Genomic DNA, 25,688 nt, shown 5'->3' with positions numbered 1-25,688 from the left:
CTCCTTCCCAACCCTCCTGATACGACTCTTATGTAAAATCCAGGTTCGAGCAATCGGATCTGGATTTTTTTATCCGAAATTGTGCCTGTTAAATGTCGGCGGTCCTAACTTCTTTAAGTAATTCTTCTTAAGAAAGTCTCGTTATGTTGATTGAATCCATTTCCGGAGTGCGGGGCACCGTCCCAGATAGCCTCAACGGTGAGATCGTGGCTCTTTACGCCGATGCATTCCACCGTTTTTGCTCCGAAGGTGATATTGTTGTCGGGCGCGACAGTAGATCTTCTGGCGACGAGTTTCTTTCCGTAATTGTTCAAAGACTCATAGCACTCGGACGCAATGTTCACCACTGCGGAATTGTTCCTACCCCGACTGTTCAGTATGTGGTGGATGACAGTGAAGTGGTGGGAGGAATCATAGTGACTGCCAGCCACAACCCGGCCGAATGGAATGGACTGAAATTTGTCGGATCTGATGGTTGTTTTCTTAACGGCTCCCAAGTAAAAAAGTTGATGCAATTGAAGAGCGGGGATAGTCCTGAACCGGTGGATGGGAAGGGAAAACAGGTTCGAATGGATGACGCTATCCAACGCCACATTGCCAGAATCTGTGATGTGAGTTGGATTGACCTGGAAACCATCAGACAGCGGAAATTCAAAGTCGCTGTGGATGCAGTGAATGGAGCTGCAGCTGTAGCATTGCCCGAACTTATTAAAAGACTCGGTTGCGATGTGGTTTCTATCAATTGTGAACTGTCAGGTGAATTCACCCGAGGCACTGAACCGCTGCCGGTAAATCTATCTGACCTTTCCCAACTTGTTCAACAGGAGAATTGTCATGTCGGCTTTGCCACAGACCCAGATGCGGACCGGCTGGCGGTGATCGATGAAAAAGGAAAACCTGTTGGTGAAGAGTATACCCTTGTCCTCGCGCTGGATGGCTTCCTTTCAATATTCGGCAGTTCTGAGATGGTGGTGACAAATCTTTCAACAACGCTGGCTGTTGATAAAATTGCCGAGCGCTATGGTGCTCAAGTTACCAGATCGGCGGTGGGTGAAATCAACGTTGTTGAGATGATGAAGAAAACAGGCGCCTCCATGGGAGGCGAGGGTAACGGGGGAGTTATTCTTGAAGAGGTACACTTGGGCCGGGATTCTCTTGTTGCCGCTGCCTCTATTTTGCACCGGCTGGCGCAAACTGACAGCAGTCTCAGTGAAGTGATGAATGAACTGCCGAAATTCGAGATTGTTAAAGACAAGATTTCTGTTGAGAAAGTTAATGGCGAAACGCTATTTCAAAAGATTTCCGACTCATTTGATGGTGCCCTAAAAGATGAAAGGGATGGGCTGAAACTGACTTGGAATGACAGGTGGATTCACATCCGAAGATCCAACACCGAACCGATTATGCGGATTTACACTGAGGCGTCCACTGAGAAAGAGGCGCTGGAGCTGTTCGAAAAAGTTAAATTGATCATTCAATCTTGAATTATAAGGATTTGTCATTGGAATGAAGATTTCATCTTCCCAGCTTGCCGGAATCATTGACCATACACTTCTTAAACCGGATGCTATATCTGAAGAGGTTACGCATTTGTGCGAAGAAGCTTTGGAGTTCGGTTTTGCGACTGTCTGTATTAACCCTGTACATGTGCGGCTGTGTGCCGATCAGTTGGCCGGCAGTGAGATCGGCGTCTGTACCGTGGTTGGGTTTCCGCTAGGAGCGAGTTCCACAGCGGAGAAGGCGGCGGCTGTATCACAAACTCTCGAAGATGGCGCTGTTGAATTCGACATGGTTATGAACATAGGTGCCTTTAAAGATGGAGACTTTGCCACCGTTGGGAGTGACATTGAGGCAGTGGTCGAAGCAGCAGAATCGAACACGGTAAAAGTGATTATTGAAACGTGTCTCTTGAAGGATGATGAAAAGAAGGAAGCTGCACTGATCGTTCGTGATTCGGGAGCAAACTTTGTAAAAACATCCACAGGCTTTTCTTTAGGGGGAGCCACCCTGCTCGATGTAACGCTTCTTCGGGAGACAGTTGGTGATAACATGGGTGTGAAGGCGTCCGGTGGAATAAAATCATTCAGGCATGCGCTGTCACTGTTGGAGGTGGGCGCCAGCCGGCTGGGGGCCAGCGCCGGGGTTTCCATTGTAACGGAGGCGCAACTTTCGAGCGACTCCGACAATTGATCTGAAAGTGAGATAGATGACGCCTCGTCCGAAAAAAGGGGATGAGCTTGAACTGACCGTCGAATCCCTTGCTTTCGGCGGCAAAGGTGTAGCTCACCTGAACGGCTATGTAATCTTTATCAAAGGCGCACTTCCAGACCAGAAGGTGCTGGCTCGGTTGACGAAACGCCGGAATGGCTACGGCGAAGCGAAAACCCTCGAAATATTGAAGGAGACTCCATCCTACATAACCTCAAAATGTGACCACTTTCCCACCTGTGGCGGATGCTCATTCCAGGATTTCGATTATTACGCCCAGATCGAACAGAAAAAGGCACAGGTTATCGATCTTTTCAGGCGTATTGGCCATATGGACAAACCAAAGCTCAATCAGGTCGTCCCTGCGGAGGAAATATTTCACTACAGAAATAAGATGGAATTTTCTTTCTCCAATCGGCGGTGGGTTCTGCCGGAAGAAGAGGAAAACGCTGAAGCAGATTTCGCTTTGGGCCTGCACATCCCCGGCCGATTTGATAAGATTCTCGATATTTCCACATGTTGGATACAGAAACCGGTAGCCAACGAAATCCTCAACACTGTCCGCAATGTGGCCCAGAAAACAGGATTGGCGCCGTACGACATTCGTGAACACAGCGGTTACTTAAGACATCTAATTATTCGATTGGGTGAGAGGACAGACGAGGTGATGGTAAATATTGTCACTTCGAGAGAAGAGAAAGAACTCCTGGAGCCGATTGTTGAAGGTATAAAGAAAGTTCACCCATCGGTCACATCTATTGTTAACAATATTACCAGACGGAGGGCGGGCGTTTCCTATGGGGAGTGGGAGGTGTTGCTCCACGGCCGTCCAACCATCACGGAGCGTCTAGGTGACTTCACTTTTGAAATCTCCGCCAATTCATTCTTTCAAACGAATAGTGTTCAGGGTGAGAAACTCTACAAAATCGCACGCGATTTTGCGGAATTTCGAGGCGATGAAATTCTGTATGACCTCTACTGTGGTACGGGCTCCACATCCATTTTCATGGCTCAGCAGGTGAAGCAAGTGTACGGTTTTGAAGTAGTGCCGCCGGCAGTGGAAGATGCTGTCCGTAATGCCGTCTCCAACGGAATCATTAACTGTCGATTCTTTCCAGCTAATCTTGATAAATTCTTCAGGAAGTCATCCATTCTTTCTGAGATCGAACCTCCTGATATTGTTTTTCTGGATCCGCCTCGAGCGGGGATGCATCCAAAGCTGGTGAATGATGTGGTGGACATGTCGCCTGAGAAGATTGTTTATATTTCCTGTAACCCTTCAACGCAAGCCAGGGATGTGGCTCTACTTTCTGAAAAAGGATTCAAGTTGAAGAATCTTGCTATGGTGGATATGTTCCCGCACACGCCCCATATTGAGACAGTGGCCCTGCTCACACATCATTGATAAAAGGTAAATGTCAATAATTTGTTTTTTTCGGGGGAAATATCACCTCTGACCCTTCAATTCTTACATAATTTCAAGCCCAATCACTAAATTAGCCTGATGATACGTTTTCTGAGGATTGTCATGCGGAGCCCCTTCGCTCAGATTATTACAGTAATAATTGTGGTGATGATGCTTGGAGGTTGGGCCATCAGCAGATTGGAGGTTCCTCCTGTCGGGGAACCGAAACTTGCAGAGGGAAATAATCCCTTCTGGTGGGCCATTGTTACCATGACCACCGTGGGATACGGTGATTTTGCTCCAAAAACTCCGGAAGGTAGGTTACTGGCCATTGTTATCATGTTTGCCGGTATTTCGCTGACTGCACTTATGACGGCAACAGTATCCTCGATTTTCGTAGCAAAAAGAATTCGGGAGGACAAAGGTTTGGAAGCACTGGATACAAAAGATCATATACTTCTCTGTGGTTGGAACAGAATGGTTGACAGTCTCATCGACTCATTGCAGTCAATGAATGAGTCTGGCAAACTTGATATTGTCATGATCAATGATGAAACTGAGGATGCAATCTCGGCCATCCGAAACAAGTACGGGAATGTGAAATTTCAGTTTGTAAGGGGAGATTTTACCCGCGAGGCCATTTTGGAAAAAGCAAATCTTGAAAAAGCGAAAATAGCTGTCATTCTTCCGAACGAAGGATTGGAAGCTGGTGGTCATCCTGATGAGAAGACAATCTTTGCTACGCTGACGATCAAAACGATGGCTCCCAGCTGTCGTGTTGTTGCCTATATAACAGAACGTGACAATCTGACACATATCCGCCGGGCGAATGCTGATGAGGTGATACTCAGCGACGATTTTGGTGCATACATGGTGGCATCACATGTCATTGATCCGGGAGTTCCGCAGACGATGGAATCGCTCTTGGATTCTCACCAGCCAGGCACACTGAAACGGGTGTCAATTCCGGAAGAGTTTGTTGGCGAATCATACAATAAATTGTTTGATCATTTCCGTTCGAAGAGGTGGGTGCTTATCAGTGTATATTCGGAAGATGAACAAATCGGGATTGGAGAAATACTCTCGTCCGATTCCTCCGCCTTGGATGCCTTCATTGAGAGAAAACTTAAGGAGGCCGGGCACTCTCTTGGCGATGAAAACAAGACGGCCGTGGTTGTCAACCCCACAGACGATTATGTCATCAAAGAAAATGAAAGAGCGGTTGTCATTCAGTAGGTGAAGGTATGAGCGAAAACAGAGAATACTCAAAATACAGGATTTTCAACGGTTTGGAAGATAAACAGATCGGTCACTTCGAAGAGGTAATTAAGGTGAAAACATTCCCTTCTGGAGAAGTGATCTTCGAAGAAGGTGATGTTGGCGACTCTCTCTATCTATTGTTGGAGGGGAAGATAGAAATTAATCAGGCGCTGACGCTTCAGCTAAGCAAAGGTGATTATGATACTCGTGAGAAGGCCATAATAAGTCTTTCCAGTGATATTCACCCTGTTTTTGGTGAGATGTCCCTGCTCGGTTCCGATGACAAACGGACAGCCGCAGTGAAGGCCATCACCGACTGTGAGATGGGAATCATCATGAAGGATGACCTTTTCGCGATTTGTCAGTCCGATCCTGATATTGGTTACGCTATTATGAAGAATGTAGCTTCTATTGTTACAGATAATCTTATCAAAGCGAATACAAATGTCCTCAAGCTTACAACAGCCTTCAGCCTGGTTTTGGAAAAATAGAGAACCTTTACTGGATGTCTTCTGACGACAAGATTTCGAAGATCTATGACCCTAGTCGAGTTGAAAAGGAATGGTATGATCACTGGCTGGATCGGGGCTATTTCCATGCTGAAGTAAACAGCGACCGTTCACCTTATACTGTTGTCATTCCTCCTCCCAACGTTACCGGCAGTCTCACTATCGGCCATGTGCTGAATAATACCATTCAGGATGTACTGGTTCGCCGGGCGCGCATGCAGGGGCGTGAAACCTGCTGGATCCCGGGTACGGATCACGCTTCTATCGCTACTGAGACGAAAGTGACAAAGATGCTGGCGGTTAAAGGGACAGATAAGAATGAGATCGGCCGAGAGGAGTTCCTTAAGTGTGCCTGGGAGTGGAAAAATGAGTACGGATCACTGATCATCCAACAGCTCAAACGGCTGGGATGCTCCTGCGACTGGGAGAGAGAGCGGTTCACCATGGACAATGGCTATTATCGTGCTGTGATTACCGCTTTTGTGAAACTTTATGACAAGGGGCTCATCTACCGAGGCAAGCGTTTGGTGAACTGGTGTACTGCGACGAAATCAGCCATTTCAGACGAGGAGGTGATTTATAGGGAAGTTCAGGGGAAACTATGGTACCTGAAATATCTATTATCAGACAGTGATGACTATGTAACAGTTGCCACCACCCGTCCTGAAACCATGCTGGGAGATACCGCCGTTGCAGTTCATCCCGGCGATAAACGATTTAAAAACTTCGTTGGAAAATCGGTGATGCTACCGCTAGCTGAGAGGAAGATTCCCGTTATTGCCGATGATTTTGTGGACCCTGAGTTTGGCACCGGCTGTGTGAAGGTGACTCCGGCCCACGATTTCAACGATTTCCTGATCGGCAAGCGCCACGATCTTGATTTCATTAACATTCTGAACCCCGATGGATCCTTGAATGAATCTGTGCCGGAACAGTTCCGGGAGCTGGACAGATTTGATGCCCGGGATAAAGTCGTGGAGGCCCTCACAAAATCAGGAGCACTGGAAAAAACAGAAGACTATACAACAAGCATTGGCTATTCTGAGCGGGGGGATGTTCCCGTCGAACCGTACCTTTCTGAGCAGTGGTTCATGGCCATGGAAAAGCTTGCCAAGCCGGCACTGGAGGCGGTCCGAAAAGGTGATATCAAGTTTAACCCTTCCCATTGGTTAAAGACCTATGAACATTGGATGACCAACATTCAGGACTGGTGCATCAGTCGCCAGTTGTGGTGGGGACATCGAATACCTGTCTGGTATTGCCGCGGAAATGATATTGGAAAGTGTGAACTTGATTGCAAGGATCCCATCGTCTCAGTAGATGAACCGGAATCATGTCCTGCCTGCGGGTCGAAAGATTTGGTTCAGGATCCTGATGTTCTCGATACTTGGGCCAGCTCATGGCTGTGGCCAATCGGTGTTCACAACTGGCCTGAAGAGTCCCCCGATCTTGACTACTTCCATCCCACGGATGATCTGGTCACCGGTCCCGACATCATCTTTTTCTGGGTGGCGCGAATGATCATGGCGAGCCTTGAGTTCAAAGGTGAAATCCCCTTTAAAAATGTCTATTTCACCGGCATGGTTCGGGACATGCAGGGGCGTAAGATGAGCAAATCGCTGGGTAACTCCCCCGATCCTCTGAAACTCATGGATAAATACGGTGCCGATGCTGTTCGCTACGGCATTATGCTCATTGCACCGCAAGGACAGGATATACTGTTTTCCGATGAGCGGATGGAAATCGGCAGGAACTTTATGAACAAACTGTGGAATGTATCTCGGTTTCTGGACATGGCAGGTTCTGATATTGATGCAAAACCAGTGGATGAACTTGAAGGGGACAACTTAGATCTCTCCGATAGGTGGATTCTCAGCCGGTTAAACCGGACAATTACTGGAGTGGATGAAAGTTTCGATGCTTACCGCTTCAATGAGACAGCAAAAAAGATTTATGATTTCACCTGGTCGGACTTTTGTGACTGGTATGTTGAGGTGATAAAGTCCCGACTCTATGGCGATGACGTTGACCAGAAAAAAGCCGCTTTCAGCGTGGCTAATCACGTCATGAGGGGCATCCTGAAAATGCTTCACCCCTTTGCGCCATTCATAACAGAGGAAATCTGGAATCGCCTGGAGGGTACTGATAAAGATGAGACAGATCTCATAGTTTCGCACTGGCCAGGTGTCGACGATAAATGGATAGACGAAAATGTCGAAGGGAACTTTGTTGAGATTCAGGAAGTAATTACAGGCGTAAGGACAGTGAGGGCTGAAATGAATGTGCCACCGGGAATGCGTGCCGATCTTCTTATTAGGAGTGATAACGGCCAGTCCCTAAAGTTAAACGAGCGGTTAATTCGTGACCTTGCCAAAGTGGACGACCTCACCATCGAACCGGATGTAGAGCGTCCGGACAAATCGGCTACGGTAGTGGTTGGAAAAAAAGAGATGTTTATACCTCTTGGTGACCTTATTGATGTGGAGACGGAGAAAAAGCGGTTAGAAGAGAAGATCTATTCATTGGATGGACGGTTAAGTGACGTAGCGACGAAACTGAACAATCAGAATTTTGTCAACCGCGCGCCAAAGGAGGTGGTGGAACGGGAAAGGAAAAAGCTCGGCGATATGAAGGAAAATCTTGCTAAACTGAAGCAGAATTATACTTACTTAGAATGAAGAAAACGGCAATCATACTTTTATTAGCATCGTTTGGACATGCACAATCCAGGGATGCCTCTATTACGCTCTACAAGGATGGATACGGTCTTGTTCGTCAGCCCATCACCGTTAAACTGCAACCTGGTTCTAACCAGGTGACTTATCCAAACCTCCCGGACAAAATTGAACCGGCGTCAACTTTTCTCTCCATGTCTGAGGGGGATGTGATCTATCAGAAATTCAACAGAGATATTTTTGACACGTTTGTTTTTCTCAAGAAACAGCTGGGGAATACTGTAACAGCGAAAACAACTGAAGGTAAATCGGTAAGAGGTCAGTTGGTGGGTGTGGACAACAACTGGCTATCCATAAAGTCTAGGAGCGCGGTGCATGTTCTAAATATGAGTGAAGTCATTGAAATTTCTTCTGATTACAAAAAAAAGAGTCCCTCAGTTCGGGCTTCCATGGAATGGACAGTTCAGTCGAAATCCAATGGCAGTGTTGGAGGAGAAATAGTCTATATTTCAGGCGGCTTTGACTGGAACGCCAACTACCGGCTCATCATAGACTCTAATGAGAAGAACGCCATACTTGTTTCACAAGCGATCATTTTCAACAACACAGATCAAGATTTTGTCGAGTCATCCATCGAACTTGTTGAAGGTGACCTTAAACGTAGGAGAAAAGCCACCCATAAAATGTCCCGTATGGCATCCCAGTCGGATAATGCCGCCGAGGCCGTCTTCCAACTTGAGTCGTCCGGCGATTTCGTTCTTTACTCACTGCCCGCATCACTAACAATTCCAAGAAATGAGTCCGTCACTGTTTCTCTTTATGCCGACATGGAGGTCCAGCTCACAAGGATATACTTATTTGAGAATGATGAAACGGCAAAAAGTGAAGAGCCCTTGGCCATTGAAATTTCATTTGCCAACGGCGGCAAAAATATTGATGTGCCTCTCCCCGCCGGCACTTTTCAGATATATCAGCGCACTGAGAGTGGTGGCATCTTTTTCGCGGGGGAGGATCTCCTGCCTCAGACGTCGGTGGGAGAGAGCGTTACCGTTGTGGCCGGCCGTGCGTTCAACGTTATAGGCAAACGGACGGTCATGAATTATGACCGGAAGAAAAAGAGTGAAGAAGCCACCATTCTGCTCGAGATAAAAAACAATCGTAAGGATAAAGTAAACGCCCGAATCACGGAACACATTTTCGGTGATTGGGTCATTCGCGACCCGTCCCGCGATTATCGGAAGGTCGATGCTGAGACAATCCAATTTGATCTGATGCTGGGTGCATACTCTTCAGAGACTGTCACCTATACATACAGGAAAGAGTGGCAGTAAGCCTTCCGCAGGTTCAGCTTCTTTCACATTATATTTACCTTAAAGTTGTCGAAATCAGTCACTCAGTTCCATGAGTTCTGAACAGTCTCTTTCAGCAGACACTTCAGTGCAGTACATTAAGGGCGTTGGCCCGAAACGGGCTGAAATTCTGGGCAAGTCAGGCGTAAAGACAGCTCTTGATCTTTTGTATTATCTTCCCCGCCGCCATCTGGATCGTACTTCCGTCACGCAAATCCGGGATTTGAGTGAAGGGATCACCGCAACAGTGGTGGCAAAGGTAGAAGCTGGTGGCATGAGGTCGGCTCGGGAAAAGAAATACTACCAGCTCATGGTCAACGACAATACCGGTTTGTTAAAATGCACTTGGTTTAACGCTGCCAAGTACATGGAAAAAGTGTTTTCAGTAGGCGATGAAGTGGCTTTCCATGGTAAGATCGATTTCTACAACGGATACCAGATAGTCCACCCCGAGTACGATATATTGAGTGACGAGGAAAGAGAACCGCTGAATACCGGTGCTGTAATTCCCATCTATCCCACCAGCGAAGGCCTTAAGAAGATGGGACTGGAGAGCCGGGGCTTTCGGCGGATAATCAAGGCGTGCATTGATGCATGTGAACTGGATGAGCTGGAGTACATGTCGCAGGAAATGATTGATGAACAGTCTCTCTCTCCACTGGGCAATGCATTGAGTCACATCCACTTCGCCCCGGATGTGGAAGCGCTCAACGGGGCGGTGCGACGTCTCAAATTCGATGAACATTTTTTCCTCCAGCTTCTCATGGCAAGCCGAAAAAAACTCATTACTGAACAGAGCGGGAGGACTATGACGGAAGTGGGTCCGCATATAACAATGATTTATGAAACCCTCGGTTTTGAGCTCACCGGAGCACAGAAGCGGGTTTTGAAGGAGATTCAGGCAGACATGGCATCACCTAAAGTGATGAACAGGCTTTTGCAGGGAGATGTGGGATCGGGCAAAACCATTGTGGCGATTTTTGCCTCGGCTGTGGCTGTGAGCAATAGGGCCCAGGTGGCGTTCATGGCACCCACAGAGATCCTTGCACATCAGCAGTATCATGTCTTCAAATCTTATCTCGATGTCGTTCGAGTGCCCACAGCCTTGCTGGTAGGCAAACAGAAACGGGCAGAGCGAAAAAAAATACTTGACGCTGTTCGTGAGGGACGTGTGAAGGTGGTGGTAGGTACTCACGCCATCATCCAGGATGAAGTGACCTTTAAGGATCTCGGGCTGGTCATTATAGATGAACAACAGCGGTTTGGTGTTCTTCAGCGGGGAAAGCTTCTCAGCAAAGGTGAAAATCCGGATATCCTTTCCATGACCGCCACGCCCATACCCCGGACACTGGCCATCACTTACCACGGCGACATGGACCTTTCAATGCTCGATGAAATGCCCAAACACCGTCAACCATTGACGACGCGAGTGGTGGAAGAGGATAAGATAGACAAAGTTTACAGTTTCATGTCGGAAGAGATGAAAAAGGGGCGGCAATGTATGGTGGTCTATCCCCTTATTAACGAATCTGAAAAGATGGATCTTGAAGCGGCGGTGAAGGGATCTGAGCGTCTTGAGAAGCAATTCTCAGATTATAAAGTGGCACTTTTACATGGTAGAATGAAACGGGAAGAAAAAGATAATATTATGGACCGTTTTGCCGGGAACGATATTCAACTTCTTGTTTCCACCACAGTCATTGAAGTGGGGATTGACGTTCCAAACGCTACCATCATGCTCATCGAAAATGCTGAACGATTTGGGCTCACTCAGCTTCATCAGCTTCGAGGTAGAATTGGGAGAGGGTTAGATAAAGGGTATTGTATCCTTGTGCGGCGAAACATTACTGCGAGTTCCAGAAGACGGCTGGCCATCATGGAGAGAACCACTGACGGATTTGAAATTTCTGATGAAGATCTCAAACTAAGAGGCCCTGGTGAGTTTTATGGGACTCGACAGCACGGTTATCCCAAGTGGAAGATTGCTGATCTTGTAAACGATGGTCAGATCATCCGTGATGCGAGGAAGGCGGCGTTCAAAATTGTAGAAACTGACTCGCATCTCACCGACCCCGCTAACGAAAAAATTCGGTTAAGATTTATGAGGGATTACCAGCAAATGCTCGAAATGGTAAACATAGGTTGAAGGTGAGATGGAAGCTCTGACCCGATGCACTCTTTGCGGCTGCTTAGATCTTCGCCCGGTTCTTTCCATAGGCGATTATGTGGTGTCAGGTGAAAATTTCGACATTGTGGAATGCAATAAATGTGAAGTTCGACTTACAACTCCGGTACCTAAACCAGATGAAATTGACCGCTATTATGAGTCGGATGAATACCGTCCCCATTCCAGCAGTGGATTCAGTTTTTCGGGCATTGCCTACAAGGTTGTACGAGGAATCATGTTGGGGAAAAAGCGTCACTGGATAGAGCGCTTTACTGGAGTGAGGGGTGGATGCCTCCTGGACATCGGTTGTGGCACCGGTGAATTCGCTGCATCCATGCGGGACGGAGGCTGGGATGTGACCTGTGTCGATTCATCAGAGACCGCCCGAAAAACTGCAAAATATCAATTCGACCTTGATGTCATGTCTCCTCAAACCTGGCTTGAGAAAAATGGTGGTTCATTTGACGCCATCACCTTTTGGCACACACTTGAGCATGTCCACGATCCGGAGTTTTATCTGAGCCGGGCTCGTAGTCAGCTCACTGAACAAGGAGGCCTGTTCATTGGTGTCCCCAACTTTACTTCCTACGACTGCCAGGTTTATGGTGATCAGTGGGCGGCTTGGGATGTTCCACGTCATTTGACTCATTTCAGTCCTGCCGCCATGCAGCGGCTTCTTAACAAGTGTGATCTGTCGCTCAGGAATATAAGAGGTCTGCCTTATGATGCGTATTATGTATCGCTTTTGAGTGCGAAGTATAGCAAGCAAAATTCCCTGGGCGCTCTGTTCACAGGCTTCTTTTCCAACAGAAAAGCCAGGGCTGACAGGAAACGGTTCAGTTCGTTAATTTATATAGTTAAACAAAAGTCCTTTAACGAAGGATAGTGAAAGGAAACCAACCACTTAGAAAGGCATTAAAGCGTTATGTCAGAAAATGAAGGAAACGGTGACGAGCATCTTCTTATTCATGTTGTGACCATGTTCACGCAGCAGGCGTGGATGGCCATGGGAAAGCTGAAAAATCCCGTGACGGAAAAAATGGAGCGAAACCTTGAAGAGGCCAGTTTTTATATCGATATCATCGATATGATGAAGAAACGGATGGCGGGGAATCTCTCAGATGATGAGGAGAAATTCCTCGAGTCAAGTCTCAGCGGCCTCAAAATGAACTACATTGAAGAGACGAACAAACCTGAGCCTGAGACTCCTGAAGAAGAATCGCCTGAAGATGAAAAGGACATAAACACCGATGAAGCTTCCACTGAAAAAGAGAATGCGGAAGAAAAACCTGAAGTGCCTGACTCTGGTGAAAATAGTGATGAGGATAAAAAGACTGAGTGACATCTGAGAAGCTAAACAGACTTTTGGCTGGCGCTGTTTTTGCCATCACTTTTCTCATCTACTTTGACACAATGGCGCCCACGGTCTCTTATTGGGACTGCGGTGAATTCATTGCCACTTCCTATATACTGGGAGTACCTCACCCTCCGGGGAGCCCACTTTTTCTAATCATAGGCAGGATTTTCTCCATGCTGCCGTTTAGCAGCGACATTGCTTTCAGAGTTAATATTATCTCGCCGTTGGTGAGCGCTTTGTCGGTCATGTTTCTTTATCTCATTATCGTTCAGCTTGTGCGTCAGTTTCGCGGCAAGATTGAGTCAGTTGCAGACCGATTAATCACTTTCGGCTCCGGCGCAGTCGGCGCCTTTATTTTCGCTTTTACCGATAGCCAGTGGTTTAACGCCGTTGAGGCCGAGGTGTATGCTATGAGCACACTTTCCACAGCCCTTGTAGCATGGCTCATACTGCATTGGGCTGAAAGAGCGGATGAGCCAGGGAATGAAAGGTATGTGCTCCTTATCAGCTATGTGCTGGGTCTCGCCACCGGAATTCACCTTTTGAACCTGCTTGCGCTACCATTTATGGGGATGATCATTTACTTCAAAAAAATCAAGTTTTCCTGGTATTCATTTATTGTCATGGGCGCAATTACTGGGGGCATATTCTTTGGCATCTATTTGGGAATAATCAAAGGGTTCCCGCAGATTGCCGCAAAGATTGGTCTTTTTGGAATGGCTGTTACAATGGTAATTGTTTTCAGCGTTACTGTTTTTGCTATCATTCAGAAGAACCGCCTCGCCTCGCTCATCCTTTCTTCTATTGTTCTGGTGATTGTAGGCTATTCCACCTATGGTATACTTTTTATTCGTTCTTCGCAGGATCCTGCCATTGATGAGAATAATCCTGAGACTGTGGAGCGGGCCATTATATATCTCGAACGTCAACAGTATGGCTCCATTTTTACCATGCCCAGGAGATACAAAAAGGAGCAGGTAGGTTCTTATCCTCACAAAGTTTCCGTTGTGGGCAGGCCCAATAACGGTCAAAATTTTTCTTCCTCCCAAAGTTATAAATATATGTTCCATGATCTTGGCACCCAGCTGAGTTTTCTGTGGGATTATCAGATTGTCAGGATGTATGTCCGTTACTTTCTGTGGCAGTTTTCCGGCCGGGGACCAGCGGGAGACAAATGGGTGTCAGAATTTGGCGCTCTGGAAAAAAGAGGGGAAGATGGTGTCGACTGGAGCCAGTTTGGTTTGCCAATTCCATTTCTTATGGGAGTATTGGGCATGGTCTTTCATTTCAAGCGGGATCCGGAACGGGCGTGGTCTGTTCTGGTTCTGTTTTTCATGACCGGACTTGCCGTCATTTTATATCTTAATCAGGATAAGTTCCAGCCAAGGGAACGTGACTATTCTTACGTCGGCAGCTTTCTTGCCTATTCTATCTGGATTGGCATTGCATCCGCAGCTCTTTTGGATAAGGTGGTCAACACCTTGAAGCAAAAGAATATGGCTTTCAATGCTATGTATGCTGGTGTTGCACTGCTTTTTCTGGTACCGGGCATTATGCTGTCTTCCAACTACCACTCCCACGATCGCTCCGGCAATTATGTAGCGTGGGATTATTCGTACAATATTCTCCAAACATGTGAACCGAACGCCATCATATTCACTAACGGAGACAATGACACATTTCCTCTTTGGTACCTTCAGGAAGTAGAGGGAATTCGGAAGGATGTCACCGTAGCCAATCTCAGTCTCTTGAACACTGATTGGTACATTCAACAGTTGCGGGAATTACGTTCCGGCAGTGAACGATTCATCAATCTTACTGATAAACAGATTTCTGGCAAGAGACCTATCGGTGTCAACCCGGTGGATGGGAAACCGCTTTTTCTTAGGGTGGATCGTTGGAAGAATACGCCCATCACTGTCCCAGTTGCCGGTGATCCTGACAATAAAGAAGGGAAGGTATCCTGGACGCTCAAACCGACCATCGGGGGAGGTGGAATCCGCGTCCAAGACCTGATGATCCTTCACATCATACAGCAAAGCAAGTGGCAAATTCCCATCTATTTCGCTGTTACTGTTTCTCCAAGTAATAGAATTGGCCTGGAAAAATATCTTCAGATGGAGGGTCTCGCCTTTCGGCTAAGGTCTCATAGAGTCTCGGCAGTGAATTATGACCGGCTTGGCAAAAATCTCATGACTGTGGTGGAGGATACTACCTGGTCCACCGATTATGCACCCGGATACAAATATAGAAATTTGGATGATCCTGAAGTTTATCTTAATCCCAATATCCTGAAGTTGCTTCAAAATTACCGCTCTGCATTCATGCAACTAGGAATGGAAAAATATCAGAAGTTGCGTAATAAGCGTAAGGACAGTTTTACTACTGATGACGATTTGGAACGATTTAAATATGAAGCTTTAGAACCACTCAATTTAATGGCGGAGCTTATGCCAGAAGACGTAGTTCCCGTCAACAGCGAAGAAATGAAACTTCAGATGGGCCAGATTTACCACGACTCCGGAGATGTAGAGCGGGGGAAGGAGATACTCAAGCAGTTTCACAACTCCAACCGGCCGGACATTGTGGCTTTTTTACTTCAGACTTACACCGAAAACGGTTACGACAATGAAGCCGTTGATGTTCTGGAAAAGTGGACTTTGAAGTTCCCGGCAGATACAGCTGCCACTTCTCTTCTAAGGCAATATCGCTCGCGGAGCGAATTTCCTGACTCTTGATACCGGCGCAATGCCGTTAGTCTCAATTATTATTCCACACTACAACGGGATCGAGATCCTCTCTGAATGTCTTGATTCGCTGAAAGTCTCTACTTATCCCGAAATTGAAGTGCTTGTGGTGGATAATGGATCAACTGACGGTAGCGCCGATTGGGTGGCGGAGAATCATCCTGATGTTCATCTGATCAAGAATGCTTCCAATGAGGGATTTGCCGGAGGCTGTAACGGTGGTGCTCAAGCGGCCAAAGGTGAACTGCTGGTCTTTCTCAATAACGACACCATCCAGGAAGAGGGCTGGATTGAACCTCTGGTTGAAACGCTTCAGTCAGATCCAGATGTAGCGGCGGTACAGCCGAAAATTCTCAATTATTTTGAAACCGATCTTTTTGATTATGCAGGCGGCAGTGGCGGCGCCATGGATCTGCTCTGTTTTCCCTTTGCCAGGGGGCGGCTATTTCTGACTCAGGAAAAAGATATGGGCCAATACAATGATGAGGTTGATATTTTCTGGGCGTCAGGAACGGCCTTCATGGTACGCCGAAGTGATTTTGAGGCCGCGGGACAATTCGATGAATTGTTCTTTGCCCATCAGGAGGAAATCGACCTTCAGTGGCGGTTGCTTCTCATGGGGCGCCGCGTCATGGTCAATCCCAAGTCTGTGGTGTACCACAAAAATGCTGTCACACTGCCGGCCCAATCCCTTAAAAAACAGTATCTGAATCACCGCAATTCGATGCTTATGCTTCTGAGCAATTACTCTCTCCCGCTTATGCTCTATTTTCTTCCAATTCGCCTTGCCCTTGAGATTGTAGCCATTTTCTACTCTCTGGCCTTGGTCGATTTCCGCCACGTTTTCGGCATCTTCCAATCATTAGTCTGGATTCTGTTTCACCCCCACGTAATTCTAAAACGCCGTCGCCGCGTCAAATCACTCCGACAGCTGAAAGACAGAGAAGTGATCTCCCGTATGTATAAAGGGAGTGTCGTTCTGCAGTATTGGATTTTTAGGAAGCGGAATTACCGGGACTTGGTGTCGAGTCCCGACTGATACTTTTTCTTGTTGTCAGGATCCAGTTCTGACAACCTTTTCAGCATCTTTTTTTTTGATGAAACGCCGGTGGGTAGTTTGCTCAAATCCTCGGCGTGACCGGTAAGAAATATTATTGAGTAGTGCTCACGGGGGAACTGAGTAAAAGTGCCCTCCAGATTTTTCATCATCTCTTTGAACGCCTCATCGGCGCTGTTCAGTTCCCCTTCGTCGATATAGGCCATGGCGTCGTAGAAATGGAATTTAGCCAGCCGCGTTTGGCGGTATTTTGTCATAAGATTTACCAGCTCCAGACGCTCACTCCATCCTCGGCGATACTGAGATGAGAGGCCTCGCAATGCGATCTCCCTTGCCCGCTCATAAAACCGCGTGCCGCCGAACTTTTCATAAGTGTCCGTTTCGCCTGCGATTACGAGGTAGCCGTAAAACTCCAGGGCACTGGCTAGAGGTTCAAAAATGACGGGTGAGAACACCACACTCTGTCCCATGGCGTATGGGAACTGAATAAGTTTGGCGAAGTAACGTTGATCAATACCTGTTGAAAAGAGGCATTGAGCAGAATAGAGCCGTTCACTTCCTTTATCGGCCACACCTTCGAAAATGATCTGAACATTCATTGGGACTTTCAGATCACTGAATTCTTCATCCCAAGGGGTAAGTTTAAAGAAGCTGGTGACTTCATTTGCCAGTGTCGAGGTAGTTCGGCGATCGTTCTCCTTCAATCGCTGAGCGTCCAATGTGACTTGAACATTGCCGAACTGTGCATTTGATAGAGAAACGAAAATCAGGGTTAAGACAAGGGATCGCATACTTACAGGTGGAAGTTATTGCGGGACGGAAGCAGCTTCAAGAGGAATCTTCAGTCGTCCGGGGATTTCTCTTCGGTAACCGTAAATTACCATAAAATGACTAATGTAACATCTCTGCTGGAACAGCACCTTGACGGCTATAAAATTCTCACGGTGGTCATGGATCTGGCTGCAGCTACGGAGAGGGAGGTGTACGTTGTTGGTGGCTATGTCCGGGACGCCCTCATGCTGAGGCCTCTCACAGACATTGATCTCATGGTTGTGGGGGATGGTATCGCCTTTGCCAGAGACTTGGCATCAGTTCTCAAGGAAGGGAAGGTTGTTCCGTTTGATCAGTTTGGAACTGCCCAGATCCTTTTAAATAACGGCATAGTTGAGGTTGCCTCAGCCAGGAGCGAAGCTTACTCATCAGATTCGCGGAAGCCACAAGTTGAAGATGCAGACCTTGAAAAAGACCTCTCTCGGCGAGATTTCACTATCAATACCATGGCTGTTTCGCTGAACAAAGCAGACTTCGGTAAACTTCATGATCCCTACAACGGCGTAAGGGACCTCAACTCAGGTCTAATCAGGACGCCGCTGAATCCAGACACCACCTTTTCCGATGATCCGCTCAGAATGCTCAGGGCCGTCCGTTTTGCTTCACAGCTTGGATTTAAGGTTGATCCTTCCGTCACGGACAGCATCCAGCAGCAGGCGGATCGGATCGAAATTGTCTCAGCCGAACGAATTACCGCCGAGATATACAAGATTCTCGCCTCTCCACAACCTTCCGTCGGGCTTGACCTTTTGCAAAAGGTGGGTCTTATGGAAATTGTCCTTCCGGAGATTTCGGTTCTCTACGGTTTGGAACAGCCATCTGAGTGGCATCACAAGGATATTTTTTATCACACGCTTCAGGTAGTGGATAACATTGCTGAGAAAACGGAAAAAACGGACCTTCGCTTTGCAGCGCTTATTCATGATATTGGCAAACCGAAGACCCGTCGCCTGGATAAAAAGAAAGGGTGGACATTCCATGGCCACGATGCAGTAGGGGCCAATATGGTGGATAAAATGGCGGAGCGGATGAAACTATCCAACCAAACTCGGGAGTTTCTCAAGAAGCTGACACTCTTACATCTTCGCCCCATCTCTCTGGCGAAAGAGGATGTTACTGACAGTGCCGTGCGGCGGCTGATGGTGACGGCGGGAGAAGAGGTAGATGATTTAATGACTCTGTGCCGGGCGGACATCACTTCTAAGAATCCGAACCTTGTGAAAAAGTACATGGCAAATTTTCAGAGAGTTGAAGCCTTTATGCAGGATGTTACGGAGAAAGATACTTATCGCAAATTCCAGTCTCCTGTTCGAGGCGACCAAATCATGAAAGAATGCGGTCTGCCTCCGGGCAAGACGGTGGGTAAGATTAAGCAAGCTATCGAAAATGCAATTCTGGATGGGGAAATCGAAAATGATTACAATGCTGCCTATGAATATTTTCTCAAAAAAAAAGAGAAATTTTCGGAATAGGAGAAGGTTAAATTCGCTATCTTTTCTGCCGGGCTGAAATTCCCTTGGCGGGGTTGTCTGGTTTGGACGAAAACTTTATGAAGGAACTTGTGGCCTGCCGACTCGTTACTTCCTTTGGTGCTTGAAAGGTTATTTAACTATTTTCCATTCTCGGGTATCATAATAGAAAAACTCCTTAAATCGATAGAGAATGTTTAATCGATTATCTCTTCTCCTCACTGTTGTATCGTTCTGTTTTGGTCAGGAGGTTTACACCCTCGATGACTGCATCCGCCTTGCGCTGGAAAATAACCGAAATCTGAGAGTAGCCCAACTCCAGGTTTCATCAGCCGAAGCCGATAAAAAGGGGTCCTTGGCTGTTATTTTGCCGAGGATAAGTGCTTCTACCGGGTCGTTCCAGCAGGGTTCTTATACCAATCTCCAGTTCGGTATACCTGTGCCGGAATCGGAATACCACTCCGGCTCTATTTCTCTAAGTCAGAATATCTTTGATGGCGGCAACTGGTGGAATCAGATAGCCCTCAGCAAGAACATTTATCAGCTAAGTGTGGAAAATGAACTAGCCACAAGAATTAGCACAGTTCTTGGCGTGAAACGGGCTTATTATGAACACTTGAAGAATATTGAACTGCTGGAAGTTGCCCGCCAGCAGGTTGAACTGTCTGAACAGCAGGTGGAAAGGGTCAGGCTGCAGTATGAGGTTGAAGCGGTGGCTAAAACGGATCTGTTAAAACAGCAGGTACTTCTAGGAGAAGTTCAAGTCCAGTTGCTTAATCAGGAAGCGATTCTGGAGAATTCGATCCGGGTGCTGGCAAACACTATGGGTATAAATGTTAATTCTAAATTTGACTTGTCGCAGGCTGACCAAAAAAGATCAACTCTGGAATCTCAGGATGAACTGTGGAAAATAGTGGCGGAACGCAACCAGGCCATCTTGTCCCGGCGGACGCAGATAACCGCATCGGACATTCGGGTGAAGATTGCCAGGGCGGGATACTTTCCCTCAATTTCTGCTTCACTGGGGTACAGCGGTTCATCAGACAAAATAGATCAGCTTTATTCAGATGTGGATAAACACTGGCGGCAGTCCTTGAGTCTTTCCATATCCTATCCTCTTTTTACTGGACTTCAGCGATCGAGCCAGTTGCAGCGGGCAAAGATAGACGCTGAGATCGCTAGGGAAGAATTCGATAGGCTGACCCGGGACCTGCGGGTTCAGTTTGGCAGTTATTACAGACAGTGGGAGAATATCAGAAGGTCGATTCCAATTTATACGGAAACAAAAGCATCGGCAGAGGAAGATCTTCGGCTGGTTCAGGAAATGTATAATCTGGGAGCCTCAACCATTCTTGATGTTTTAAACGCACAACTTTCGCTGGCACGGGCCAACAGTTCACTTGTTCGTGCTAGCTATGATGAACGAATTCTCAGGTCTGAGCTGAATGCTCTTGCCAGTAGATCATAACTAATGATGAGGTAACATGGAAAAAAAGAAAAAGAATAAAAAGAACAAAAAAAGAAATATAATTATCATTTCTGTTTTAGTCTTAATTGTAGCGGGCATTTCTCTCAAATTCGTTTTTTCATCCGGTGTTAAACCAGTGGAGGTAACGGTGGAAACGGTAGCAAAACGGGAAATTGTTCACAAAGTGACAGCGTCAGGCAAAATCCTACCAGAGAAGCAGGTGGAAATCAGCGCGAATATCAGCGCCCTAATCATGGAAATTTCAGTTGAAGAGGGTGATTCCGTCATGATGGGCCAGCACCTTATATCCCTTGATCGTATGCGATACGAGGCGGCTAGTGAGCAGGCTCATTCACGGCTGAAATCAGCCGAGGCGAATCTGGTAAAAAATACGGCAATGAGAGATAGGGCGGAAAAGCTCTTTTCTGAGCAACTGATTTCCAGCCAGGAGATTGAATCTTCTACGGCCAGTTTCCAACTTGCGGAAAGCGAGGTCGAGATGACAAGGGCGTCTTTAAAATCTGCCATGGATGATCTCTCGAAAACATCCCTGTTGGCACCCAGCAATGGTATCGTAACTGAGGTTAGGAAGGAGGAGGGTGAGATGGCTCTCGGCTCCATGTTTCAAGCTGATGTCATCATGAGTATTGCAGATCTTAGCAAAATGGAAGTGCACGTGGATGTGAACGAGAATGATGTGGTCTCCGTTGAGATTGGAGACATCTCAGAAATTGAGATTGATGCTTTCCAGGATACCTTGTTTTACGGTGTAGTGAAGGAAATAGCTCACATTGCCCAGACGGCTGGTTTGGGTACTCAAGAGCAAGTAACCAATTTCAAAGTGAAGGTTCGCATGATCGATGTGCCTGAAGGTATCCGCCCGGGTATGAGCGCCACTGCAAACATTGTTACCGATAAACGTGTAAATGTCTTGGCAATTCCTATACAGAGTCTTACTGTAAGGCCGGTCGGTTCTGAAAAACAGATGTCTCCTGATAAAGGTGTGTCTGATAACGAATCTGAAGAAAGGTCCAAGGCAAAAGTTCAGGAATTTGAGGAGTTAATTTTTATTCTGGCAGATGAGCCTGGAGGCGTTCTGCGAAATGGTGAGTTATCAAGACTGGAAGATTTAGATAAGATAAAATCTAAAGGTGACTCCAAGTATGTACATATAAGACCGGTAAAAGTGGGTATTTCCTCCGAAACTCATTATGAAGTTATTAGTGGATTGGAAGAGGGTGAAGAGATTGTTGTCGGCAGTTACCGTGCCATTAGTAAGGATCTAAGTCATAATAAAGCCGTCATCACAAGTAAGGATCGCGGGGAGAATAAAAAAGGGTTCAGGATTCAAATTGGCGGGTCTTCAAAATCGGAGAATTAACCATCCCTGACCTGATTTCGCTGACTGGTATTAAGCGTCACTATGACGTAGGCGGCGAAGTTGTTCGTGCGCTTGACGGAGTAGATCTAATCATCCGTCCAAATGAATATATTTCAATTATGGGTCCTTCCGGTTCAGGCAAGTCTACCCTTATGAATATGATTGGCTGTCTCGATACACCTACAAATGGCACTTACGAATTTGAGGGTGAATTGGTTCATGAAATGGATGACAATCAGCTGGCATCAATTAGGAACCGAAAAATCGGTTTTGTTTTTCAGACATTTAACCTACTTCCCAAAGCGACGGCCTTGAGAAACGTAGAGGTACCTCTTATTTATGCTAATATCTCCAGGGTGGATAGACTTGAGCAGGCGAAGGAATCATTAACTGCTGTGGGCTTGGGAGACCGAATGCATCACAAACCCAACGAACTTTCAGGTGGTCAGCGTCAGCGAGTGGCCATTGCTCGGGCATTGGTTAATAACCCGTCTATCATGCTGGCAGATGAACCGACAGGTAATCTCGATTCAAAAAGTGGTGTTGAAATAATGAAAATTTTCGATGAACTGCATGATAAAGGGAATACCATCATTGTGGTAACACATGAAGAATATATTGCTGATCATGCCGATAGAACTATCCATCTGTTTGATGGTAAGGTAAAGGAAGATTTTAGAAGTGAAAAAAAGGCTGAATCGGAGGCAGTTTTTTAGTTTTGTTTGGTCTCATCTGGGAAAATTTCCGTATTTCCCTTTCTTCTATACTTGCTAATAAATTTCGTTCTATTCTGTCTGTGTTAGGCATTGTTATCGGTGTTCTGTCAGTTACACTTATGGGTACCCTGATCTCAGGCCTTGATGCCACATTCGAAAAAAGCATGGCCAGTTTTCGTAGTAATGTCCTTTTTATAAGCAGGATGGATTGGTTTGGTGGTGACTTTGATTGGTGGGAGCTTCGTAACCGGCCTCGTATAAGAGCGGAATATGGTGAAAAACTAAGGATAAGATCCCAGTTTGTTGAAGCGGTTGCGCCTACATCAGATCGAGGTGGCAGAATTATTAGAAAAGACAGACAGATTGAGACCCGATTTTTTGGAACGACACCTGAATACCTGGCCACTAATGATGCTACTGAGATTGCCAGTGGCCGGTTTTTTACTGAAGGTGAAAACCGCTCAGGAAAACGTGTGGTTATAATTGGTGCCGGTATAGCTGAAGCCCTTTTTCAAGATGAAAATCCTTTAGATCAGCATGTGAAGATAGGTAATCACAAGTTTCGTGTTATCGGAGTCACTGGGGAAATGGGATCATTTATGGGCCTTTTCAGTCTCGATAACCAGGCCATAATTCCCTTAGGTACTTTTCAGAGGCTTTTCGCCCGTCGCGGATGGATGAGTATTCGGGTAAAACTGAATACATCAAATATTGATGAAGCCAAGGAGGAGATTCGGGGACATATGCGGGTAATCCGGGGGCTAAAACCGACCGAAGAAGACAATTTTGCTCTGCCACACTCCTCCACCTTTGAATCTCAATACCAAGCCATCAAACTTGCTATCGGCGGAACAGGTATATTTATCACCGCACTTTCGCTGATTGTAGGTGGGATTGGAATCATGAATATCATGTTTGTTTCTGTCAAGGAACGGACTCGGGAGATAGGTGTCCGAAAAGCACTGGGCGCAACTCAACGGACTATTTTATACCAGTTCCTTATGGAAGCAATTGTAATCTGTTTTTTGGGTGGTTTGCTTGGTTTGGGGATTGCTTTTGGACTTAGTAAAGTTATTAACCAATTTTTCCCCTCCGTCTTGCCTATTGGTCTGGCAATGGGAGCGATTTTTCTAAGTATCATTATAGGTGTCGTTTCTGGACTTGTACCCTCCTCTCGAGCTGCACGGCTAGACCCTATTGAGGCGTTGCGTTACGAATGAAAACCAAACGGTCTCACCTAAAAAATACACTTAAGGAAAGCTTTCGCATGGCTGTGGAAGCCATTCGGCAGAACAAGCTTCGTTCCATTCTTACACTTCTTGGAATCAGCATAGGCGTGTTTTCAGTCATTGGTGTAATGACAGCTATCCGGACATTGGAAGTTTCCATTGATTCGCAACTGGATATTTTTGGTACGAATACTTTTTCGGTAAACAAATGGCCAGCTATTATGGTTTCGGGTGGCCATGGCGGTAGAAAAAAATACAGGGAACGAAAAAACATCGATTTTTTTCAGTTTGAAGAATTAAAACGTCGTGCAACGTTCCCTCTAAGAGTAAGTGTGATTGATGGTACTGATGAACGAAATATTCGTTACAAGGATAAACAGTTAAAACGAACAGCGGAACTTCAAGGTGCCGATGAATGGGGATTACGTAGTCGCAATACATTCATACTTAGTGGTCGCAACTTCATGGAAGATGATGTTCGCTTTTTTAGGAATGTCACTATTCTAGGTCCGGATGTGGTAGATATATTATTTCCGTTTGAAGATCCTATTGGAAAGAAAATTCAAATCAAGGGTCTTGACTACACTGTAGTCGGTATTACAGAATGGAAGGGGCAGGCATTTGGACAAAGTCAGGATAATTATGTCCTGATCCCTATCAGTGTTTATCTCCAACGGTTTTCTAATAGATGGACTTCATTGAGAATCACTGTAGAAGCCGTATCAGCAGGTATGTATGATAAAACGTTAGATGAAGTGATCGGATTAATGAGAACAATTCGAAAAGTTCCCCCTGAAGATGAGAATGATTTTGAGATTATCTCCAATGAAGAATTGGCTAAAGTGTTGGCAGGTTTTACGGGGGGAATAAAACTGTTTGCCGGTGCGGTCAGCGTTATTGCTCTTTTTGTAGCAGGTATTGGCATTATGAATATTATGCTCGTGTCGGTCTCTGAAAGAATCAAAGAGATCGGAATTCGCAAAGCTATAGGTGCAAATCGAAATGATATTCTAACGCAATTTCTAATGGAAGCCATCTTCTTGAGTCAGTTCGGCGGTGTTGTTGGTGTTATCCTGGGTATTCTGGGAGGTAACCTGGTGGCTGTTTTTCTCAATGTTTCATCAGTAATTCCCTTTGACTGGGCGTTCTACGGTATGGCTATCTGTTCCTTGGTGGGCATCAGTTTCGGTATTTACCCTGCTTGGAGGGCGGCAAATTTGGACCCTATCGAATCCCTCCGCTACGAATAACAGGACTCCCCGGCGGGAAAACTTTCAACCTTCTTTTCCAAGTTTCCCTTTCCCTTGATTGCAGAGAAGAGTACAGCTAAATTTTTACTGGCACGATAATTGTATAAAGAACAAAAAGTGACTAAAAACCAGACGGTTGACCGTGATGAAGTTCTCAAAATCGCGGCTTTGGCTAAACTCCATCTCTCTGAGGAAGAGGTTTCATTGTATACAGATCAGATGAATGAGATCCTTGAATATATGAAACAGCTGGGTGAGCTCGACACCAAGGATGTGGAGCCTCTCAGCCATGTTCTTGATCAGATCAATATGACCCGCCCTGATGAGGAAAAAGCTTCTCTCAGCCGTGAAGAGGCACTCCGGAATGCCCCTGAGACCGATGGTGAGTATTTTGTCGTGCCGAATGTAATCGAAAAATCATAATGTCAAATGCCAGAGCTATTGAATGTGTCGGGGTGATTCCGGCGAGGTATCACTCTACGCGTTTCCCAGGTAAAGTTCTTGAATTGATTGATGGCTTACCTATGGTGGCGCATGTTTACAAACAGGCAACGGCTTCACAACTTGATAAGGTTATTGTATCAACTGATCATCCTGCTGTTCAAAAGGC

21 protein-coding genes are annotated in these 25,688 nt (G+C 46.3%); 20 read left to right on the top strand and 1 reads right to left on the bottom strand.

The window, feature by feature from the left end; translation table 11 throughout:
* Positions 1-143: 143 nt before the first annotated feature.
* From glmM to EYO21_08640, 12 genes are all read left to right on the top strand, one after another.
* Positions 144-1,484, top strand: coding sequence for a phosphoglucosamine mutase (glmM, locus tag EYO21_08695; protein ID HIB03879.1), 1,341 nt, complete (start codon positions 144-146; stop codon positions 1,482-1,484).
* A 22-nt stretch (positions 1,485-1,506) separates the two neighbouring features.
* On the top strand, positions 1,507-2,190 hold the full coding sequence (gene deoC, locus EYO21_08690) for a deoxyribose-phosphate aldolase (GenBank protein ID HIB03878.1): 684 nt from the start codon (positions 1,507-1,509) through the stop codon (positions 2,188-2,190).
* A 16-nt stretch (positions 2,191-2,206) separates the two neighbouring features.
* Positions 2,207-3,613, top strand: a complete 1,407-nt coding sequence (gene rlmD / locus EYO21_08685) for a 23S rRNA (uracil(1939)-C(5))-methyltransferase RlmD (protein HIB03877.1) — start codon at positions 2,207-2,209, stop codon at positions 3,611-3,613.
* 99 nt (positions 3,614-3,712) lie between these two features.
* Positions 3,713-4,849, top strand: a complete 1,137-nt coding sequence (locus EYO21_08680; protein ID HIB03876.1) for a hypothetical protein — start codon at positions 3,713-3,715, stop codon at positions 4,847-4,849.
* 8 nt (positions 4,850-4,857) lie between these two features.
* The gene (locus EYO21_08675; protein ID HIB03875.1) at positions 4,858-5,364 is read left to right on the top strand and encodes a cyclic nucleotide-binding domain-containing protein; all 507 of its coding nucleotides are present in this window, start codon (positions 4,858-4,860) and stop codon (positions 5,362-5,364) included.
* A gap of 14 nt (positions 5,365-5,378) precedes the next feature.
* Entirely contained in the window at positions 5,379-8,060 is a 2,682-nt protein-coding gene (locus EYO21_08670; protein HIB03874.1) for a valine--tRNA ligase, read from the top strand.
* Complete coding sequence (locus EYO21_08665; GenBank protein HIB03873.1) at positions 8,057-9,388, top strand: hypothetical protein; 1,332 nt, start codon at positions 8,057-8,059, stop codon at positions 9,386-9,388. Before EYO21_08670 ends, EYO21_08665 begins: the two co-directional genes overlap by 4 nt.
* A 70-nt stretch (positions 9,389-9,458) precedes the next feature.
* Positions 9,459-11,552: an ATP-dependent DNA helicase RecG gene (gene recG / locus EYO21_08660; GenBank protein HIB03872.1), complete on the top strand. Its 2,094-nt coding sequence runs from the start codon at positions 9,459-9,461 to the stop codon at positions 11,550-11,552.
* A gap of 7 nt (positions 11,553-11,559) precedes the next feature.
* Positions 11,560-12,459 (top strand): class I SAM-dependent methyltransferase, encoded by a 900-nt coding sequence (locus EYO21_08655; protein HIB03871.1) that lies wholly within the window; start codon positions 11,560-11,562, stop codon positions 12,457-12,459.
* Positions 12,460-12,498: 39 nt separating this feature from the next.
* Positions 12,499-12,915: a DUF1844 domain-containing protein gene (locus EYO21_08650; protein ID HIB03870.1), complete on the top strand. Its 417-nt coding sequence runs from the start codon at positions 12,499-12,501 to the stop codon at positions 12,913-12,915.
* Positions 12,912-15,668: a DUF2723 domain-containing protein gene (locus EYO21_08645; GenBank protein ID HIB03869.1), complete on the top strand. Its 2,757-nt coding sequence runs from the start codon at positions 12,912-12,914 to the stop codon at positions 15,666-15,668. The genes EYO21_08650 and EYO21_08645 overlap by 4 nt, the downstream gene beginning before the upstream one ends.
* A gap of 10 nt (positions 15,669-15,678) precedes the next feature.
* Positions 15,679-16,716 (top strand): glycosyltransferase family 2 protein, encoded by a 1,038-nt coding sequence (locus tag EYO21_08640; protein HIB03868.1) that lies wholly within the window; start codon positions 15,679-15,681, stop codon positions 16,714-16,716.
* Here the strand turns inward: EYO21_08640 and EYO21_08635 are convergent.
* Complete coding sequence (locus tag EYO21_08635) at positions 16,686-17,525, bottom strand: DUF4835 family protein (GenBank protein HIB03867.1); 840 nt, start codon at positions 17,523-17,525, stop codon at positions 16,686-16,688. The genes EYO21_08640 and EYO21_08635 overlap by 31 nt on opposite strands.
* Positions 17,526-17,621: 96 nt before the next feature.
* Here EYO21_08635 and EYO21_08630 point away from each other — a divergent pair, with 96 nt between their 5' ends.
* The 8 genes from EYO21_08630 to EYO21_08595 form a co-directional block, all read left to right on the top strand.
* On the top strand, positions 17,622-19,037 hold the full coding sequence (locus EYO21_08630; GenBank protein HIB03866.1) for an HD domain-containing protein: 1,416 nt from the start codon (positions 17,622-17,624) through the stop codon (positions 19,035-19,037).
* Positions 19,038-19,227: 190 nt separating this feature from the next.
* Entirely contained in the window at positions 19,228-20,502 is a 1,275-nt protein-coding gene (locus EYO21_08625) for a TolC family protein (protein HIB03865.1), read from the top strand.
* Positions 20,503-20,518: 16 nt separating this feature from the next.
* Positions 20,519-21,883, top strand: a complete 1,365-nt coding sequence (locus EYO21_08620; protein ID HIB03864.1) for an efflux RND transporter periplasmic adaptor subunit — start codon at positions 20,519-20,521, stop codon at positions 21,881-21,883.
* A gap of 2 nt (positions 21,884-21,885) precedes the next feature.
* Positions 21,886-22,599 (top strand): ABC transporter ATP-binding protein, encoded by a 714-nt coding sequence (locus EYO21_08615; protein HIB03863.1) that lies wholly within the window; start codon positions 21,886-21,888, stop codon positions 22,597-22,599.
* A gap of 2 nt (positions 22,600-22,601) precedes the next feature.
* Positions 22,602-23,819 (top strand): FtsX-like permease family protein, encoded by a 1,218-nt coding sequence (locus EYO21_08610; GenBank protein HIB03862.1) that lies wholly within the window; start codon positions 22,602-22,604, stop codon positions 23,817-23,819.
* Positions 23,816-25,078: an FtsX-like permease family protein gene (locus EYO21_08605; protein HIB03861.1), complete on the top strand. Its 1,263-nt coding sequence runs from the start codon at positions 23,816-23,818 to the stop codon at positions 25,076-25,078. The genes EYO21_08610 and EYO21_08605 overlap by 4 nt, the downstream gene beginning before the upstream one ends.
* A 117-nt stretch (positions 25,079-25,195) precedes the next feature.
* A complete protein-coding gene (gene gatC / locus EYO21_08600) occupies positions 25,196-25,501 on the top strand; it encodes an Asp-tRNA(Asn)/Glu-tRNA(Gln) amidotransferase subunit GatC (protein HIB03860.1) in 306 nt (101 codons plus the stop codon).
* A 17-nt stretch (positions 25,502-25,518) separates the two neighbouring features.
* Positions 25,519-25,688 (top strand): hypothetical protein (locus EYO21_08595; GenBank protein HIB03859.1); only part of this gene is annotated, 170 nt, incomplete at its 3' end.

It is taken from the genome of Candidatus Neomarinimicrobiota bacterium, from assembly GCA_012964825.1.
In the GTDB taxonomy this organism is placed as follows: Bacteria; Fidelibacterota; Marinisomatia; order Marinisomatales; family S15-B10; genus UBA2125.
The sequence above is the reverse complement of the archived record's forward strand: the minus strand, read 5'-3'. Positions and strand labels throughout refer to the sequence as shown.

Bases quoted from the DNA above. Each gene is read 5' to 3' on its own strand.
- glmM (HIB03879.1), top strand. From the start codon at position 144: ATGTTGATTGAATCCATTTCCGGAGTGCGGGGCACCGTCCCAGATAGC.
- deoC (HIB03878.1), top strand. From the start codon at position 1,507: ATGAAGATTTCATCTTCCCAGCTTGCCGGAATCATTGACCATACACTT.
- rlmD (HIB03877.1), top strand. From the start codon at position 2,207: ATGACGCCTCGTCCGAAAAAAGGGGATGAGCTTGAACTGACCGTCGAA.
- EYO21_08680 (HIB03876.1), top strand. From the start codon at position 3,713: ATGATACGTTTTCTGAGGATTGTCATGCGGAGCCCCTTCGCTCAGATT.
- EYO21_08675 (HIB03875.1), top strand. From the start codon at position 4,858: ATGAGCGAAAACAGAGAATACTCAAAATACAGGATTTTCAACGGTTTG.
- EYO21_08670 (HIB03874.1), top strand. From the start codon at position 5,379: ATGTCTTCTGACGACAAGATTTCGAAGATCTATGACCCTAGTCGAGTT.
- EYO21_08665 (HIB03873.1), top strand. From the start codon at position 8,057: ATGAAGAAAACGGCAATCATACTTTTATTAGCATCGTTTGGACATGCA.
- recG (HIB03872.1), top strand. From the start codon at position 9,459: ATGAGTTCTGAACAGTCTCTTTCAGCAGACACTTCAGTGCAGTACATT.
- EYO21_08655 (HIB03871.1), top strand. From the start codon at position 11,560: ATGGAAGCTCTGACCCGATGCACTCTTTGCGGCTGCTTAGATCTTCGC.
- EYO21_08650 (HIB03870.1), top strand. From the start codon at position 12,499: ATGTCAGAAAATGAAGGAAACGGTGACGAGCATCTTCTTATTCATGTT.
- EYO21_08640 (HIB03868.1), top strand. From the start codon at position 15,679: ATGCCGTTAGTCTCAATTATTATTCCACACTACAACGGGATCGAGATC.
- EYO21_08635 (HIB03867.1), bottom strand. From the start codon at position 17,525: ATGCGATCCCTTGTCTTAACCCTGATTTTCGTTTCTCTATCAAATGCA.
- EYO21_08630 (HIB03866.1), top strand. From the start codon at position 17,622: ATGACTAATGTAACATCTCTGCTGGAACAGCACCTTGACGGCTATAAA.
- EYO21_08625 (HIB03865.1), top strand. From the start codon at position 19,228: ATGTTTAATCGATTATCTCTTCTCCTCACTGTTGTATCGTTCTGTTTT.
- EYO21_08620 (HIB03864.1), top strand. From the start codon at position 20,519: ATGGAAAAAAAGAAAAAGAATAAAAAGAACAAAAAAAGAAATATAATT.
- EYO21_08605 (HIB03861.1), top strand. From the start codon at position 23,816: ATGAAAACCAAACGGTCTCACCTAAAAAATACACTTAAGGAAAGCTTT.